Source organism: Thermodesulfatator atlanticus DSM 21156 (genome assembly GCF_000421585.1).
In the GTDB taxonomy this organism is placed as follows: domain Bacteria; phylum Desulfobacterota; class Thermodesulfobacteria; order Thermodesulfobacteriales; family Thermodesulfatatoraceae; genus Thermodesulfatator; species Thermodesulfatator atlanticus.
In genome coordinates this window covers 31,044-47,365 of record NZ_ATXH01000011.1, presented here as the reverse complement: position 1 = coordinate 47,365, position 16,322 = coordinate 31,044, and the positions used below count along the sequence as shown (strand labels likewise).

General features: G+C 47.7%; 15 protein-coding genes. 2 read left to right on the top strand and 13 right to left on the bottom strand.

Going from position 1 to position 16,322, the window contains the following annotated elements; genetic code table 11:
- The gene (locus H528_RS0105920) at positions 1-1,293 is read right to left on the bottom strand and encodes a multiheme c-type cytochrome (protein ID WP_022853418.1); all 1,293 of its coding nucleotides are present in this window, start codon (positions 1,291-1,293) and stop codon (positions 1-3) included.
- 337 nt (positions 1,294-1,630) lie between these two features.
- Between H528_RS0105920 and H528_RS0105905 the strand changes: the two genes are divergently transcribed.
- Together H528_RS0105905 and H528_RS14015 are read left to right on the top strand one after the other, a co-directional pair.
- Positions 1,631-2,446, top strand: a complete 816-nt coding sequence (locus tag H528_RS0105905; protein WP_022853415.1) for a YkgJ family cysteine cluster protein — start codon at positions 1,631-1,633, stop codon at positions 2,444-2,446.
- Between the two features lie 9 nt (positions 2,447-2,455).
- Positions 2,456-2,848 (top strand): DUF3135 domain-containing protein, encoded by a 393-nt coding sequence (locus H528_RS14015; protein WP_022853414.1) that lies wholly within the window; start codon positions 2,456-2,458, stop codon positions 2,846-2,848.
- Between the two features lie 82 nt (positions 2,849-2,930).
- On the opposite strand, the gene ftsZ is transcribed toward H528_RS14015, so the two are convergent.
- The 12 genes from ftsZ to H528_RS0105840 are packed head-to-tail and all read right to left on the bottom strand — an operon-like array spanning position 2,931 to position 16,319.
- Complete coding sequence (gene ftsZ / locus H528_RS0105895) at positions 2,931-4,088, bottom strand: cell division protein FtsZ (RefSeq protein ID WP_022853413.1); 1,158 nt, start codon at positions 4,086-4,088, stop codon at positions 2,931-2,933.
- Positions 4,085-5,278 (bottom strand): cell division protein FtsA, encoded by a 1,194-nt coding sequence (ftsA, locus tag H528_RS0105890; protein ID WP_022853412.1) that lies wholly within the window; start codon positions 5,276-5,278, stop codon positions 4,085-4,087. The genes ftsZ and ftsA overlap by 4 nt, the downstream gene beginning before the upstream one ends.
- Positions 5,279-5,288: 10 nt before the next feature.
- Positions 5,289-6,053 (bottom strand): cell division protein FtsQ/DivIB, encoded by a 765-nt coding sequence (locus H528_RS14010; protein WP_022853411.1) that lies wholly within the window; start codon positions 6,051-6,053, stop codon positions 5,289-5,291.
- Positions 6,034-6,924 (bottom strand): UDP-N-acetylmuramate dehydrogenase, encoded by an 891-nt coding sequence (gene murB, locus H528_RS0105880; protein WP_022853410.1) that lies wholly within the window; start codon positions 6,922-6,924, stop codon positions 6,034-6,036. Before murB ends, H528_RS14010 begins: the two co-directional genes overlap by 20 nt.
- Positions 6,921-8,309: a UDP-N-acetylmuramate--L-alanine ligase gene (gene murC, locus H528_RS0105875; protein WP_022853409.1), complete on the bottom strand. Its 1,389-nt coding sequence runs from the start codon at positions 8,307-8,309 to the stop codon at positions 6,921-6,923. The genes murB and murC overlap by 4 nt, the downstream gene beginning before the upstream one ends.
- Complete coding sequence (murG, locus tag H528_RS0105870; protein WP_022853408.1) at positions 8,302-9,366, bottom strand: undecaprenyldiphospho-muramoylpentapeptide beta-N-acetylglucosaminyltransferase; 1,065 nt, start codon at positions 9,364-9,366, stop codon at positions 8,302-8,304. Before murG ends, murC begins: the two co-directional genes overlap by 8 nt.
- Positions 9,366-10,757: a UDP-N-acetylmuramoyl-L-alanine--D-glutamate ligase gene (gene murD, locus H528_RS0105865; RefSeq protein WP_022853407.1), complete on the bottom strand. Its 1,392-nt coding sequence runs from the start codon at positions 10,755-10,757 to the stop codon at positions 9,366-9,368. Before murD ends, murG begins: the two co-directional genes overlap by 1 nt.
- Positions 10,758-10,761: 4 nt before the next feature.
- Positions 10,762-11,838: a phospho-N-acetylmuramoyl-pentapeptide-transferase gene (gene mraY, locus H528_RS0105860; protein WP_022853406.1), complete on the bottom strand. Its 1,077-nt coding sequence runs from the start codon at positions 11,836-11,838 to the stop codon at positions 10,762-10,764.
- Entirely contained in the window at positions 11,838-13,208 is a 1,371-nt protein-coding gene (locus H528_RS0105855) for a UDP-N-acetylmuramoyl-tripeptide--D-alanyl-D-alanine ligase (protein ID WP_022853405.1), read from the bottom strand. Before H528_RS0105855 ends, mraY begins: the two co-directional genes overlap by 1 nt.
- Positions 13,205-14,647, bottom strand: coding sequence for a UDP-N-acetylmuramoyl-L-alanyl-D-glutamate--2,6-diaminopimelate ligase (locus H528_RS0105850; protein WP_022853404.1), 1,443 nt, complete (start codon positions 14,645-14,647; stop codon positions 13,205-13,207). The genes H528_RS0105855 and H528_RS0105850 overlap by 4 nt, the downstream gene beginning before the upstream one ends.
- Complete coding sequence (locus H528_RS14620) at positions 14,644-15,993, bottom strand: PASTA domain-containing protein (protein ID WP_022853403.1); 1,350 nt, start codon at positions 15,991-15,993, stop codon at positions 14,644-14,646. Before H528_RS14620 ends, H528_RS0105850 begins: the two co-directional genes overlap by 4 nt.
- Entirely contained in the window at positions 15,990-16,319 is a 330-nt protein-coding gene (locus H528_RS0105840) for an FtsL-like putative cell division protein (protein ID WP_022853402.1), read from the bottom strand. Before H528_RS0105840 ends, H528_RS14620 begins: the two co-directional genes overlap by 4 nt.
- Positions 16,320-16,322: the final 3 nt, after the last annotated feature.

Sequence of the window (16,322 nt, the reverse complement as noted above, 5' to 3'; positions counted from 1 at the left end):
TTACTTACCATGGGTAGCACGCATCTGTTTAGCAAGTTCTTTTATCTCTCCTAAGTCTTTTACCATCATAGCCCAACCGTACCAGTAAGCATAATCGGGGTTGATGTGGAAGAAGGACTGGTAAGCCCGCATCCGATGTTTCATATACATTTCAAAAAGAACCTGCTCGATATACTCGAGCTTATCAAATCCTGCACCATAGTCAGTCCTCATGAAGTAAAGGAAATCAGGATAGGGATAAGCCTGGTTGCCACGCTTTTTCAAAATACCGTCTTTATAGAGATCAGCCACGATGTTGATGGCCTCAGCCAATAGCATGTCAATCTGTTTGTAATACTGGTCTGCCTGTTTAAACTGAAAATCTACGTAATCTTTAGAGTGGCACCCATAACAAACTTTTTTCATCTTGTTTCTTTCGCGATCAAAGTCTTCTTTGGTAAGGCGGGCAAGGTCAAGTTTCTTAACCACTTCAAGACGAGCGGTAGGCTTCCCAGTCATAGGATCAAGAACTCCAAGGGCCTTTAAAATGGTCACCTGAGCAGCTGCCCAATCTTTGTCCTCAGGGAGAGGAAGCCTTACGCCAAGGAATCCCCAGGCGGTACGGTTCTCGTGGTCCCCGTTCGGCATGTGACAGTCCTGACATTTGGGAGCCGCAGCGCCTTTAGGAAGGTTCCCAGCAAGTTTGGCAAAATAGCGGGTTCCATGTTTAGAGCTTGACCACATTTCCCATTGGGGATGGTCATAACCCATGTGACACTGCTGGCAAGCGTGTGGATCTAAGGCTTCTTTTTTCGAGAAGGCATGGCGTGTGTGACACTCATCACAAGAATTGTTTTGATAGCGATAACCTTTGGCCCTAAGTTCGGCCTTTTCCTTTTCGGATTTAACTCCCATGTTGTGACAACCACCACAACCCTTGCCTCCTTCCATTAATTCATCTGGCTCAAGATGCGTAACAGGAAGAGCATTCAATGCGTGCCAGCCAAGATTGTGTTTTCCGCGTACAAATTGATCAAACTGCTCCTGATGACACTCTGCACACACTCTTTCGTCTGGTAACTTGGCCTTAGCTACGTCATCTTTGCTCTGATGATCACTGCCGTGGCAATCAGCACACCCAATATCTTCCGCTGCATGTTTGCTAACGCGCCAATCCTTAACCTGACCCGGGCTAATCTTTTCATGACAGGAAATGCAGGTGTCTTTTCCTTTGGTAGCCGCTGAAACCGGGAAACTTATCGAGATTAAAAATAAAACCCCTAAAAACCAGACCGACCATCGCCATTTACCCATAAAGCTCCTCCTTTAAATGTTTTTTTTAATTTTGCCTAATAAAGGCAATTATTACCAATTTTTTAGGATAAAAAGCTATTTTTGGCAAGATTTTTTTAAAATAAACATTAAAACTTCCGAAATATTTAAACTTTGACTATGGGCTATGGGCAAGGGCTTATCAGTGATCTGTGATCTGTGAACGGTAAGTTTGAGAGATTTTAAAACATGCTTCCATTAACATTTTTCGTTCCGAAAAAAACGGTTGCTAGTGTTTTGAAAGATCCTGTTAAAGAGTTTTGTTTGCCTAAAAAGGGGGATTGGGCTAACATAAAAATAAACCTTTCAGGAGGCTTTAATGGGTGAGGCCATAACCGAGTTGCGCGGCACAGACCGTATCATCGTTCCGATAAAGCTTGAGCCACAGTCTAAATTCAAATTTACCTGTGGCCCGGGTGTTCCTTGCTTCAAGTTATGTTGCTCTGAACTTTATCTCCCACTTACCCCTTATGACATTATACGCCTGCGTAACAGGCTCAAACTCACTACTGATCAGTTTCTCTTGGCCTATACTGAGCCATTTATTTTACCCAAATCCAAGCTCCCAGTAGCAAGACTCAAAATGCGAGACGATGAGCACAAAACATGCCCGTTTGTCTCAGAAGAAGGTTGCCAAGTTTATGAAGATAGACCACTTGCCTGCCGCTACTATCCTTTAGGGCTTGGCATTTTTCGCAACAAAGACGAAGGCCGAAACGAAGACTTTTACTATCTGGTAAAAGAAGGTTTTTGCCAGGGACTTGATTCAGGAGAAGAAATAACCGTTGAAGAATACCGTAAGTCCCAAGGCATCCCCGAATTCGAAGAGCCTGTGCTTGAATGGGCTGAAATCATCATGAAAAAGGAATCCCTTGGCCCTATTGATGTGCCGCAAAAAAGCTTAGAATTATTTTTCATGGTAAGCACCAATCCAGAAAGATTCAGGCGTTTTGTTTTTGAGAGCAAGTTTCTCCAAATCTACGAAGTTGATAAAGAAACTATAGAACGCATCAAAGAAGACGATCTTTCTCTTTTGCAATTTGGCTTTAAATGGTTAAAAACCGTTCTTTATGGCGAAAATCTAATCCCCATTAAAAAAGAACTACCTAAAGACAAAAAAATGAAACCATTTTAGGAGAAGAACATGGACACTTCCCCTAGGGATTTTGATGAATGGTTTGATGAAATGGCCGCCCTTGCCCAAGAGTCCCCGAAAGATTTTGAAAAAATGCGCCAGGAACTTATCGAGCAAACCATAAACCAAGCCACTCCGTCTTGCCAGGAAAAACTTCGTAAACTTCAGTGGCGTATTGACATGGAACGCAAGCGCGCCAAGACCCCGCTAGGGGCTTGTATCCGCATCTACGACATGCTCCTTGAAATGGTCTATGGTGAAGGCGGCTTTCTTGACTCTATCAAGATGCTTGAACGTATTGCCGCAGACCTAAAATACGGCCGAAGCGTAAATCTAAAAAAAGCTCCTTCTCAAACACCTAAAAAGGCCCAAATTATCCCTTTCCCAGGGAAGAAAAACTAGAGATCTTTACAAAATACTGCACAGATCCGTTGCCATTTTTTTGTTCCGAAAAAAACGGCAACGGATCCCAGAATGGGCTCAACTAATCTGCCTTGCGTCGTAAAAAGGCCGGCACCTCGAGTTCTTCCTCTGAAGGAAGTTTATCAAGGATATGTTTTTTACGGCGCCGTCCGGTTAAAGTGGTAATTTTGGGGGTTTCAACAGGCTTTTCTGGCCTTATCTCAGGAGCTGGACGCACATCCAGATTGGCCACCTCTGCCATGGGCTCTTCGAGCGACTCCTCAGCCCCTATGCCCGTAGCCACCACGGTAACCCTAAGCTCCTCTCCAGCTTCATCATCAAAAACAACTCCCCAGAAGATCTTGGCTTCTTCATGGGCCTCTTTAGAAACGAGCTCGGAAATGAACTCGGTTTCTTCCATGGTGAGGGTTTCCGGCGAAGCCGTGATATTTAGAAGCACTCCACGGGCTCCTGCAATGGAGACATCATCAAGCAAGGGGCTTGAAATAGCAAGCTGCGCAGCCTCTTCAGCCCGGTTTTCCCCGCTGGCTACCCCGGTGCCCATTAGTGCCATACCCATTTCACTCATCACCGCGCGCACATCTGCAAAGTCAAGGTTTACGTAACCAGGGAAGAGAATAAGGTCAGAGATACCACGCACCGCATAGTAAAGCACGTCGTCTGCCTGACGAAACATATCAAGAAGTTTTGCTTTGGGAGAGGCGAGCGCACGCAAACGGTCATTGGGGATGGTGATAATGGTATCTACCTCGCGGCGCAATTCCTCAAAGCCTTTTTGAGCGATCTTGGCCCTGGGCTTACCCTCAAAGGAAAAAGGCTTAGTTACCACCGCAACTGTCAAAGCTCCAAGCTCTTTGCTAATGCGGGCCACAATTGGAGCTGCCCCTGTGCCTGTGCCACCGCCAAGCCCGGCGGTAACAAAAACCATGTCAGCACCAGCCAGGGCCTCGCGGATTTCGTCTTCAGCCTCAATAGCAGCTTCTTTCCCGACTTCTGGATTTCCGCCAGCCCCAAGACCTTTGGTTAGCTCTTTTCCGAGCTGGATCTTTACAGGTGCCGGGGACAGATCAAGCACCCGGTAGTCGGTATTGGCAACAATGAATTCTACCCCCCTAAGACCTTTGCTGATCATATTATTCACGGCGTTTCCGCCGGCACCACCTACCCCAATGACTTTGATCTTGGCCTGGTATTCGCTTTCTAAAAACTCAAAGCTCATAGCCCCCTCCCAAAGATTTCAAAAATTTTTTTAAAGGGATTTTTGGGTTGTGACTTAAGACGCTCCATCCCCATTTCACGCCCAAAAAGCACCAACCCCACCACCGTAGCCAACCTGGGGTGATAAATCTCCTCTGCCAAACCTGGAAGTTTCTTGGGATAACCAATACGCGTAGGTAGTTCAAAAATCTGGTCTGCAAGCTCAATGAGCCCGTTTAAAAGAGCCGAACCACCAGTGATAACGGCTCCAGAGCCAAGGCGCGGCTTAAGCCCTGAGTGCTCAAGCTCGGTATTGATTATTTCGAGAAGCTCTTCAACGCGTGGCTCAAGGATTTCTGCCAATACCTGCCGTGAGAGTTTACGGGAAGGCCTGTTTCCAAGGCCAGGGACTTCGATATATTCCTCCCGTGGCACCAGCGGGGCCAGACAGCTCCCGTAGTGCACCTTAAGCTTTTCCGCAGCGGCCATGGTGGTGCGTAAACCAACGGTAAGGTCGCTAGTTAAGATTTGCCCCCCTACCCCCACGGCGCTGGTATAGCGCATGTTTCCCTCAAGAAAAATGGCTACGTCTGTAGTGCCGCCTCCAAAATCAATCAACGCCACCCCTAATTGCTTTTCTTCTTCGGTTAAGACTGCCTGCGCTGAAGCCAAGGGCTGAAGCACCACCGCATCGACATTTAAGCCGGCTTTTTCAACACATTTGACCAGGTTATGCACTGCAGATGAAGCCGCGGTAACAATATGTACCTTAGCTTCAAGACGCACCCCGCTCATACCAACCGGTTGCTCAATACCTCCTTGCTCATCAACGATAAACTCTTGGGGGATGGCATGAAGAATAAGCCTGTCGTTGGGAAGATTGATGGCTCGCGCGGCTTCAATTACCCGGTTTACGTCTTCTTCGGTAACTTCTCCAGACTTAAGGGCAATGACACCATGGCTCTGCTGGCTCTTAATGTGGCTTCCAGCTATGCCTATGATTACGTTAGTTATTTCTTCGCCACAGGCCTCTTCAGCCTGCCTCACCGCCTCAATAATGGAACTCACAGTGGTTTCAATGTTAACTACCACACCGCGGCGAAGCCCGGTGGCACTTGCCATACCAAAGCCAACCGCCCGTAACTCGCCGTCTATTTCTTCGGCGGCCAAGCAACAGACTTTAGTTGTTCCTACATCAAGCCCTACTATCATTTATGACACCTTAGCTTCTATTTTTGAAAATTAATGCTGCCCGGTTTTCAGGATAATCAAGACGCACTGTTTTCACCTGGTCATATTGTTTTGTATCATAGAGATAAACAAAAATGCGATCTAATTTGCGATAAGCCGCCAGATATTCTTTCCAGTAAGTGCCGGCAAACTGCACCGCTAGGGCGTCTTTCGTCAAAAGCACAAAGCCATCTGGCAAAAACTTGATCTGGGAGATATTGGCATAGGGTGGCACCATAGAATCGTTCTTCTTAAGGTAAGAAAGAAGCTTAAGCACCTGCACCTTGCGCGGGGAAAGGCTTCTTTCCTGGAACTCTTTCTTAGAAACCCCGTAAAGCGCGGGAAGTTCCTTCATGAGATCCTGGGGAGCCTTGGCAAAAAGTCTGCCTTCTTGGTTCACTAAAAAGACCCCTCCTTTGCCCGCCACCATGGCAATGGGGTCTTCTTCCTGTACTTTGATAAAAATCTTGTCTGGTAGGTTGCGCGAAACAAAGGCCTTGGCAATCCACGGATGAAGCTCAAGTCGCTGACAGACCTTTGCGAGGTTTATGTCAAAAATATTGGTGCCAAGCATGATATCGCTTAACTTTAAGACTTCTTCTTTAGTGAGCCGGCCCTGACCTTCGATGGCTATGCTGATTTCACGTACCTGAAATTGAGAGCTGCGCTTTACGTAAAAAAAACTATAAATCGCACCAATGAAAAGTAAAACTATACTTATAACACGGAGATAGCCTTTAACCCTCGCCCACCACACGGATTTCCTCCTCAAGTTCTATCCCAAAAAGGCTCAAGACCCTTTCTTTGGCTAATTCGATAAGGGCAAGAATATGGCTTGCCCGGGCACCTGCGCAATTCACGATAAAATTGGCGTGTTTGCGGGAAATTTCTGCTCCTCCACAACGAAAACCCTTAAGCCCCGCGTGGTCTATCAATGCTCCGGCGGAAGCCGCTGCCGGATTCTTAAAAATGCACCCTGCAGAGGGCATGTTGAGAGGTTGCTTGTTTTTCCGCTGGGAAAGAAAGAAAAGTAACTTTTCTTTTACTTCCGTAGGCGAAACAGGATAAAGTCTCAAAGTTACCGCTACGATTATAGCTTCTTCAGGCAAATCAAGGTAACGATAACCACACTTAAGACTTGTTCGGGGGATAGTGTAAAATTGCCCGTGATGATAGATGTTTAGCTCCTGGACAAAGTCGCCTATTTCTTTACCAAAAGCCCCGGCATTCATCCGCACTGCACCGCCTACTGTAGCTGGAACCCCAGCCAGGAACTCAAGCCCAGAAAGCCCTTTTTCAGCACAAGTCGCTAGCAGTCGCGCAATGGGCACCCCTGCCTCTGCACGGACGAATTCTCCTTCAAACGCTAAAGAGTCAAAAGCGTCAAGGGAAATTACCGCACCCCGAATGCCGCCATCTCGCACCAGAAGATTGCTCCCTGCCCCGCGCAGGAAAATCGGTATGTTTTCATTCTTGAGTATTTCAATCCCGCGGGCGAGTTCTAAAAAGTTTTGAGGTTCAAAATAATAATCCGCAGGCCCCCCCACTTTAAACGTGGTAAAAGGCCTAAGGGAAACCTTTTCCCTTAAACTAAGACCTTCTTTGCGAAAAATAGCCGCAATGTTCATGCTACTTCTTTTTCCCTTACGCCAATTTCTTCCAAAATAGCTTCTCCGGTGCGGTAGATGTCCCCGGCCCCCATGGTGATAAGCACATCACCAGGCTTAATTACATCAAGGGCACGGGCCAAAAGCAAAGACAGCTCAGGGGCAAAATAGGTCTCTTTACATCTTCTCCGGGCAAGCGCATTGAAAAGGGCTTCTCCTGTTACCCCTGGGATTGGTTCTTCTGAAGCAGGGTAAATCTCAGTTAGCAACAAGACATCAACTTCATCAAAACTCGAAACAAAGTCCCCAAAAAGGGCCTTGGTCCTGGTATAGCGATGGGGTTGAAAAAGCACCACTAGGCGGTTGTCGGGAAACGCCTTGCGAAAGGCGTTAAGGGTTGCTCTAATTTCCGTAGGATGATGAGCATAGTCGTCAAAAACTTTGATTCCCCCTGCCTGGCCCTTTAGTTCAAACCGCCGTTTCACTCCAGAAAAAGAAGAAAATCCCTTTCTGATGGCTTCAAAAGAAAGCCCTAAGGCTCGCGCTGCCGCCACTACCCCTAAGGCATTTAAGATGTTGTGTCTCCCTGGGACTGGCAAAAGTATCTCCCCAAGGAGTTTTTCTTTTTCATAAACCACAAAAAGAGACTGGGCCCCTTCGCTTACGATATGGCCTACGTAGTCGGCCTGGGAGGCAAGGCCATAGGTGATTATGTCTTTCGAGTCAAGGGATTTACAAAGTGCCAGAAGCTCTTTGTCGTCAGCACATATTACCAGTTTCTGCTTTACTTTTTTCGCAAAATCCAAAAAGGCCTTTTTAATTTGCGAAAGGTCTTGGTAATAATCAAGGTGCTCTGCGTCGATATTGGTGATAATGGCAAGATCTGGGCTCATGCGTAAAAACGAGCCATCACTTTCATCAGCCTCTGCCACGAGATAAGCCCTTTCTTCGCCAAGCCAGGCGTTTCCGTCAAAGCCATTTACCCGCCCGCCAACAGCCACCGTGGGGCTAAGGCCACCCCTGGTAAGTACCGTAGCCAGCATAGAAGAAGTGGTGGTCTTACCGTGGGCTCCAGCCACTACGATGTTAAAGCGGTGAAGTTCCATAATTTCTACCAGCATCTGGGCCCGGGGAATAATCTTTAACCCTAGTTCCTTGGCCCTTACCAACTCGGGATTACCCTGGGGGATGGCCGTGGAATAAACCACAAGGTCTGCCCCCTCTACCTGACGGGGCTTGTGGCCGTAGTAAATAAGCGCGCCCTCTTTTTCAAGCATCTTCGTAATTTCAGAGGGTCTGAGGTCTGAGCCGGTAACTTCAAAACCTAGCTTTAAAAGCAGCCTGGCAAGACCACTCATGCCAATGCCACCAATCCCTATAAAATGAACCTTTCGATATTCACGCATAAGCCGCTAAGGCCTCCATTTCTTTGTAGATAATTGACAAAGCATTTTCAGGTAAAAGTCCGGAAAGCTTCTGGGACATTGCGCGCCGTCTATCCGCATCAGTAAGCAGCTCCGTAAGGGCTTTGAGCAATTTTGCTGGTGTTAGCTCATTTTCCAAAAACATGAGCGCCCCTTTTGCCTTTACCAAAAACCTTGCATTTTCCCGCTGGTGGTCTGCCACCGCATAAGGATAAGGAATGAGAATAGCGGGCTTTTTCAAATAACAAAGCTCTGCCACCGTAGCAGCACCTGCGCGTGCCAGCACTACGTCAGCCTGGGCATAAGCCCAGGCCATATCTTTGATAAAAGGCAAAACTATCGCTTTTAAGCTCCTTTCCTGATAAGCCTTTTTAACGCGTTCGTAATCAGCACTACCTGTTTGGTGCACCAAAAAAAGATTGGGCACAGCCTGAAAAAGCGCAGGAGCAATCTCCAACATGGCCTCGTTTATTGTGCGTGCACCCTGAGAGCCTCCGGTCACCAGAAGGCCGATTCCTTCGTGTTCCCGCCTGCCTCTGCGCAACCCCTTACGGATGGGCATCCCGGAAACAATTGTTTTTTCTTTTGGAAAATAGCGCCTGGTTTCAGGAAACGTGACAAATATCCTGTCAACAAGTCTGGCCAGGAAGAGATTGGCCCTTCCGGGAATCGTGTTTTGCTCGTGAAGCGCGCTTTTTATGCCAAGGAGTTTCGCCGCAAGGAGGGTGGGCACTGAAGCGTAGCCCCCCACGCCAAAAACTAATTGAGGGGCAAAGCGCTTTATGGCCCTGGTGGAAACAAAAGTCGCCCAAATCATTTTGCCAAGGGCCCTAAACTTGCCAGGGATGCTTCGCCCAAAAACCCCTTCCACAGGCAAGGGTTTTACCTGATAAGGGGTCTTTTCAAGGGCGATTTGTTCAATCTTGCGTCCGCTTCCCATAAGCAAAACTTCTCCTCCTCGGCCTGTTACCTCTTCGGCCAGGGCCAAAGCTGGAAAAAGATGCCCTCCTGTGCCTCCTCCTGCAATCACCATTTTCATCAGTGATACGTCACCATAGAAGCGCGGTTATCTTCCCCCAGAAATTGCGGGGCATAGCCTTTGACTAGCTCGCGGAAAATGTCTCCCCGCTCTTGATAGTTCTCAAACTGATCAAAGCTTGCCGCTGCTGGAGAAAGAAGCACGGTGTCCCCGGGGGTGGCTTCAGAGATAGCCACGGCGACAGCTTCTTCCAGGTTTTCGACAATTTTGGTCTCTATCACTTCCCGTAGGTCTTCAGCCATCACGTAGCGGGACTCTCCCATTAAAATCAACAGGCGTACTTTTTCTTTAAGCAAGGGTATAAGAGGCCTATAAGAGGCCCCTTTGTGCTTGCCACCAAGGATTAAAATTATCGGACCAGGAAGCCCTTCTAAAGCCTTACAGGTAGCATCCACATTGGTGGCCTTGGAATCATTTACAAAATAAACCCCGCCATAAGCCCCCACGAATTCAAGCCTGTGAGGGAAGCCAACAAAACTCAAAATGGCCTTACGCACCCCTTCGCAGCTAGCCCCTACAAGTCGTGCGGCAAGGGCGGCCACGGCAAAGTTGAGCCTATTGTGTTCCCCCAGAGGTTTAAAACCGGCAAAAGAGTAAGTTTCTTCTCCTTCAGGCAACAGGAGCACAAAACCACCTGGCTTAAGCCTTGCGCCCCTTTGCGGACTTTTGCCAAAAAAGAGCACCTGTGAACGCGGAAAAGGAAGGGGGCAAGAGAGTTCCTCAGGCAAAATGAGATAATCTCCTTCTTTTTGGTTTTCGTAAATACGGGCCTTTGCCAGGGCGTAATCCTGAAAATCAGCATATCTTTCCAGGTGGTCAGGGGTGATGTTCAAAATAACCGCTACCTTGGGGCGGAAGGTTTCAATTGTTTCTAACTGAAAGCTTGACACTTCAAGCACCACGTAATCAGCCCTCTCTCCCGTGAGTAAAAACTCAGAAAGCGGGGTGCCAAAGTTCCCACCCACAAAGACCTTTTTCCCAGAAAGACGCAAGATATCAGTGACCATAGCAGTGGTGGTGGTTTTTCCATTAGTCCCTGTAATGGCTATCACGCGTTTTTCAGGAGAAAGAAATCGCCAGGCAAGCTCAAGCTCACCAATAACCGGAATATCTCTGGCATAAGCACGGGCCGCAGCCTCTGGAGGCACCCCCGGGCTCAGGACTACCAAATCTGCCCGCTCAAAGGTCTCAGGACGATGGCCTCCGGTATCAAAGAGCACTCCCTGTTCCTCAAAAGAACGTAAAACCGCAGCGGAAAGTTTCTCCCTGGGCCTTGCCTCAGAGACAATAACCCTTGCGCCAGCCACCAAAAGAAGACGGGTGGCTGCCTGGCCTGAACGGCCAAAGCCTACAACCACTACTGTTTTCCCTTTAAGCCTTCCTTCAACCATGGCTCTACCTGAGTTTCAAAGTACTTACGGCCAGAAGCCCCATAAAGATGGCCACAATCCAGAAACGGACGATTATTTTGGGCTCTGGCCAGCCTAGTTTTTCAAAGTGGTGATGTAAGGGCGCCATCAAAAAGATACGCTTGCCACCTGTTAAACGGAAATAAGCCACCTGAAGCATTACCGAGAGGGCTTCTGCCACAAAAATGCCACCAGCCAGCACCAAAAGAAGTTCCTGCTTGGAGATCACCGCTAGTGCCCCTAAAGAGGCCCCCAAAGAAAGGGAACCCACATCACCCATAAAAATTTCTGCTGGATAGGCATTATACCAGAGAAAAGCCAAGGCTCCTCCTATCAGGGCCCCACAAAAAATGCAAAGCTCTCCAGCCCCTGGCACATAAGGAATTTGCAAATAAGATGCCAACTTTGCGTGCCCGGCCAGGTAAACAAAAAGAAGATAAACCCCAGCTACAATCACAAAAGGTCCGGTGGCAAGGCCGTCAAGACCGTCTGTTAGGTTCACGGCGTTAGACGCCCCCACCACCACCAGCATGGTAAAGGGGAAATACAAGAAGCCAAGGTCCGGGCGAAATTCTTTAAAAAACGGCACGGAAAGCTTGGTGTCAAAGGTGCCGTATTTAAGGGCCAGGAAAAGAAAAATCCCCGCAGTTAGGGCCTGAAGCACTAACTTTTCTTTGCCGGTAAGGCCAAGGCTTTTGCCGCGTGAGACCTTGCGCCAATCATCAAGAAAACCAATTAAGCCGAAGATTAAAAAAAGCCCCAAAGTAATCCAGAGGTAGATATTGTTTAAATTACCCCACAAAAGGGAAGCCAAAGTTACCGCAAAAATAATCACCACTCCGCCCATGGTGGGGGTGCCAGCTTTGTGTTGATGGTCTGGGCCTATTTCCCTGATCACCTGGCCAAACTGGCGTTTACGCATATACGCGATGAATCTTGGCATGAGAACAAAGACGATTAATGCAGAGGTAATGATGGCACAAAAAGTCCGAAACGTAATGTAGCGAAAAACATTAAAGATAATGCTCACATCATGTAACGAATAAAGTACGTGATAAAGCATTACGCTTCTTCCTTTTCAAGTTTGGCAATGATTTCTTCCATGGCCGCTGCGCGTGAGCCCTTAACCAGAAGCAAAGAATTTGCTACTAAATTCTTCTTAAGTGCCGCATACAAAGCCTCTTTTTCTGCAAAAGTTTTTACCTTATCTCCTCCACCTTTTTGGTACCAAAGGGCAGATTTACCAACGGCATAGACTTCATCACACACCGAGGCAAGACGCCTTCCCACCTCTTCGTGGAAGGCTTCGGTCTGGTCTCCCAGTTCTTTCATATCTCCCACGGCCGCTATGACTTTGCTAAATTTTGGCCCTATGGCAGAAAGCACCTCACAAGCCGCGGCAAAAGAGCCGGGGTTTGCGTTATAAGCGTCATCGATTACGTAAAAAGGGCCTATTTTCCTTAGTTGAAGGCGGTGGTCTATGGTTTTTAGGTCTTTTAAACGCGGAAGTACGGTTTCAATTTCTTCTCCAGCGGCAAGGCAAGCAGCCAAAGCCCCCAGCACGTCAAACACAAAGTGCTTACCTAAAAGGGGGATAAAGGCCTCATAGCTTTTGCCAAAGACCTCAAGCTTAAACTTTGTACCCTGTGGGGTAATTTCTAAAACTTCGCCCCTTACGTCTGCGTCTTTGCAAAAACCAAAAGAAATCTTTTCGTCTTTGTTTTGTGCCAAAACCCAGTTTTTTATTTCTTCTTGGTCCGCTGGATAAACCCAGTATGCACGAGGGGCCTCTTCAAATAGCGCAAGTTTTTCCTGAAGGAGCTTTTCCATGGTTTCGAGCCCCTCAAGATGGGCAGGCTTAACCCCAAGAAGAAGAGCTATCTCAGGAGAAGCGATCTCAGTAAGGCGTGCTATCTCACCAGGAAAACTTGTACCAAGCTCAAGCACCCAAGTATCTTCATCGGCAACGTTTAGAATGCTTAGGGGAAGACCAATCAAATTATTCCAGTTGCCTGGATTTTTATAGACTTTATTTCGCACTCCAAGAAGTGTTGCCAAAAATTCTTTGGTGGAGGTTTTGCCGCAGGAGCCTGTTAGGGCAAGCACCCTGGCGTTCTTTTTGCGACGATAATAAGCTGCAAGGTCTCCCAGGGCCTTCAAAGTGTCAGGTACTTTGATCACAGAAATTGCCCTGTGAAGCTCAAAGATGTTGATATTCTCCGGCCAATATGAAACAAGGGCCCCTCTGGCACCAGCTTCTATGGCTTGCAAAACATAATCGTGTCCGTCAAAGCGAGGGCCAGCTAAAGCCACGAAAAGATTCCCAGGAGTTACGCGCCGTGAGTCCTGAGTTACTCCTGAAAAACAAATGCCCATGTCACCGTTTAACAGCACCCCGCCTGTGGCGCGCACTATCTCTTCAGTGGAAATCATGCCGCCTCCCTTGTGAGGAATTCGCGCACAAGTTGGGCATCAGAAAAGGGATAGCGTTTTCCGGCTATCTCTTGATAGTCTTCATGCCCTTTTCCCGCGATGAGCAGTATATCACCCTCTCTTAGAAGAGAAAGAGCAGCCCAGATGGCCTCGCGACGATCAGGCTCAACAAGCACCGGCTTACTTTTCATCCCCTTAAGGATGTCATTGATAATTTTTTGAGGATCTTCGCTTCTGGGATTATCAGAAGTGAGAATCACTTGATCAGCATGGGCCTCTGCAATCTGGCCCATAAGGGGGCGTTTTCCCTGATCTCGGTCGCCTCCGCAACCAAAAAGCACCAAAAGCCTTTTGGCAACGGGCCTAAGACTCATAAGGGCACCTTTTAAGGCATCTGGCGTATGGGCATAATCAACAAAAAATAAGGCACCATTTTTTTCACCTATAAGTTCAAGGCGCCCAGGAGGGGCCTTAAGTTTAGGAAGCAAAGGTACTATTTCTTCAAAAGAAAAGCCGAGGGCCAGGCCACATCCTGTAGCCATGAGGAGATTTTCAAGCTGAAAATCTCCGTAAAGGGTCGTCGCCAAGGATTGTTGCTTCTGGCCATACACCAGGAGAAAGGAGTACCCCGCGCGGGATCTCTGCGTCACCATCCCCCCTAAATCCTCCCCTATCTTAATGACGGGCGCAGATAATTCTTGCGCAAGTCTCCTTCCCCAGGTGCTGGCCACGTTCACTACCGCCTGGCCCGAAGCTTTAAGATGCGTGGTGAAAAGCTTTTTTTTGGCCTGAAAATAGGCCTCCATATCGCGATGATAATCAAGGTGATCCCGGCTAAGATTGGTAAAAGCAGCTACATCAAAAGAAAGACCTGCTACGCGTCCCTGGGCAAGAGCATGAGAAGAAACCTCCATGACCACGTGAGATAGCCCGGCATCTAGCATCTCACGCAAAAGTCTTCTTAGCTTAATTGGCCCGGGCGTGGTGTGTGAGGCCTTTTCTTTCCTGATGCCGGTATCGTAAAAAATCGTCCCTATTAGCCCAGAAGGCTGACCTAATAAGCCAAGCAACTGGTGGATAAAAAAGGTAACCGAAGTCTTGCCGTTGGTCCCCGTAACCCCTATCAGAGTAAGTTTTTCCTCAGGGGCACCGAAATGGGCCCGCGCAAGCTCAGGAAGAGCTTTTTTGGTATCAGGCAGCACCACCAGGGCTACGTCTTCAGGCAAATCGATTTTTTCTTCGGCAAAAATGGCTGTAGCGCCTGCCTTTATAGCCTCGGAGATAAAGCGGTGTCCATCAGTCTTTCCGCCGCGGCAGGCCACAAAGGCAAAGCCTGGTTTTACTTCGCGCGAGTCGTCAGAAATCCCGCCGAGAGCGGTTTCTTCACCGCGCACGTACAAAACTTCTAAATTTTTGAGCAAGTCTTTAACTTTTTTCATCTAAGAACCAGCTTACAATTTTCAATTCTAGCAAGTGGTGTGCCAGGGGCTGGCCACTGTTTCACGGTGACACCAAAACCCGAAAATTCCACTTTGAGACCCAGAGGGGCAAGCCTCTCAAGGGCTTCTTTAAGGGTTAAGCCACGCACATCTGGCATCCTGCCTGTGGGGGCTTTGGTCTTTTTAGGTTGAGCCAAGGTTTTATAAGTTTCTTTTTTTACGGCCTGCGGAATAAAGCGGGTGTAATAACATGGTAGCCCGTAGGCCTTAACCCCCTCAAGATAAGTCATAAAGGCCACCTTGGGATGTTTTCTTGGCCAAAGTCCTGCCATTAAAAAGGCCTTCTCTCTAAAGCTGCCACCCCACCACCAAACTCCGCCTCTGGAAAGCGGCGTAAGGTCTTTTAATTTTTTTCTTTCAACCAAAATGGGCTTTTTTTCGCCGTTTAAGCTTACTTCTAAGGCGATCTTAGGAGAAACCAAAGTGCCAGTGGCAAGCGCCACCATCGCACGTAAAATCTGCATGCCAGAGGCCTGGACCTCGGAAAAATCTTCTATTTCGGTGGGCAAAATCCCTGGTTCTTCTCCAGCCAGGTCAACGCCAGTAATCTCTCCAAAACCAAGGGCGCGCAGAAAATCAGAAAGATTTTCGTAGTGGCTCTCCTGATAAGCTTTTTCAAACACCTTAGAGAGCACCGCCAGATTAATGTTTGGCCTAAGAAGCAGGTCTTTTTTACCCTTGGTCACATAGGCCAGGATGCGCCCTGAAGAAATATCAACAACAGCAGCGGCACCTTCTTTGGCCCTTAGCATTTTCATGCTGCGCAAAAGATCCTGATAAAGGACTTTTTGCCTTTCAATCTTGATAGAGGTACGAAGGGCTGCTCCTTCCTGGAAAAGGAGCCGCTGGTAATAGGCCTCAAGCCCGTAATACCCCTCCCCTGCCAGGAATGAAGAGCAATATTCCTTAAAAGGATAACTCCTTTCAAAATAACTCTTGGGATAAACCCCTTGTAGCTCAGGGACTTTTTTCACCTCAGGGAAAAAGACCGGACCTTTTTGGGAAGACAAGAGATAAGTGATTTCGCTTTCATCTTTTTTAAGAAGGGAGGCAAGTAGCATGAGATTTTTTTTGGATACCGGAAAGGCCTCTGGCACTAAAAGTATGCCTGTTTTTTTTACAGATTCCGCCAAAAGGCGCTTTTCCACGTCGTAAATAGGCCCGAGGTGAAGGGACTTTTCATTCTCAAAATAAAACGGTTCAGGCGAAGAAAAAAGAGTACTCCCAAGGCCGGCAAGGCCAAGCAAAATTATCCCCAAAATCGGAAACAACACATATTTTTTCATGGCCTGGTTAAACGAACTATTTGCTCTTTTTTAGGGGGATGAAGTCCTAATTTGTTTGCTTTTTCAAGTACTACGTCTTTGGCAGTGAGTTCTTGATATTCCTTTTCAAGGGAAACTACCTGATGTTCGAGGATGCTCACATCTTTTTTAAGCCGGCTGTAGGTCAGGTACTCACGCCCTATAAAAAAGGCCGCAAGTATAAAGACAACAAGCAAGGCCGCAGCGCTCACGTATTTGACCAAACGCTCAAAAGAAAGCCCCTCGGCCTTAGTTGCTTTTCTTGTTCTTTTGGGACTAAAGGCATAAGGCATTTCTCTAACACTCATTTT

Bases quoted from the DNA above. Each gene is read 5' to 3' on its own strand.
- H528_RS0105920 (WP_022853418.1), bottom strand. From the start codon at position 1,293: ATGGGTAAATGGCGATGGTCGGTCTGGTTTTTAGGGGTTTTATTTTTA.
- H528_RS0105905 (WP_022853415.1), top strand. From the start codon at position 1,631: ATGGGTGAGGCCATAACCGAGTTGCGCGGCACAGACCGTATCATCGTT.
- H528_RS14015 (WP_022853414.1), top strand. From the start codon at position 2,456: ATGGACACTTCCCCTAGGGATTTTGATGAATGGTTTGATGAAATGGCC.
- ftsZ (WP_022853413.1), bottom strand. From the start codon at position 4,088: ATGAGCTTTGAGTTTTTAGAAAGCGAATACCAGGCCAAGATCAAAGTC.
- ftsA (WP_022853412.1), bottom strand. From the start codon at position 5,278: ATGATAGTAGGGCTTGATGTAGGAACAACTAAAGTCTGTTGCTTGGCC.
- murB (WP_022853410.1), bottom strand. From the start codon at position 6,924: ATGAACATTGCGGCTATTTTTCGCAAAGAAGGTCTTAGTTTAAGGGAA.
- murC (WP_022853409.1), bottom strand. From the start codon at position 8,309: ATGCGTGAATATCGAAAGGTTCATTTTATAGGGATTGGTGGCATTGGC.
- murG (WP_022853408.1), bottom strand. From the start codon at position 9,366: ATGAAAATGGTGATTGCAGGAGGAGGCACAGGAGGGCATCTTTTTCCA.
- murD (WP_022853407.1), bottom strand. From the start codon at position 10,757: ATGGTTGAAGGAAGGCTTAAAGGGAAAACAGTAGTGGTTGTAGGCTTT.
- mraY (WP_022853406.1), bottom strand. From the start codon at position 11,838: ATGCTTTATCACGTACTTTATTCGTTACATGATGTGAGCATTATCTTT.
- H528_RS0105855 (WP_022853405.1), bottom strand. From the start codon at position 13,208: ATGATTTCCACTGAAGAGATAGTGCGCGCCACAGGCGGGGTGCTGTTA.
- H528_RS0105850 (WP_022853404.1), bottom strand. From the start codon at position 14,647: ATGAAAAAAGTTAAAGACTTGCTCAAAAATTTAGAAGTTTTGTACGTG.
- H528_RS14620 (WP_022853403.1), bottom strand. From the start codon at position 15,993: ATGAAAAAATATGTGTTGTTTCCGATTTTGGGGATAATTTTGCTTGGC.
- H528_RS0105840 (WP_022853402.1), bottom strand. From the start codon at position 16,319: ATGAGTGTTAGAGAAATGCCTTATGCCTTTAGTCCCAAAAGAACAAGA.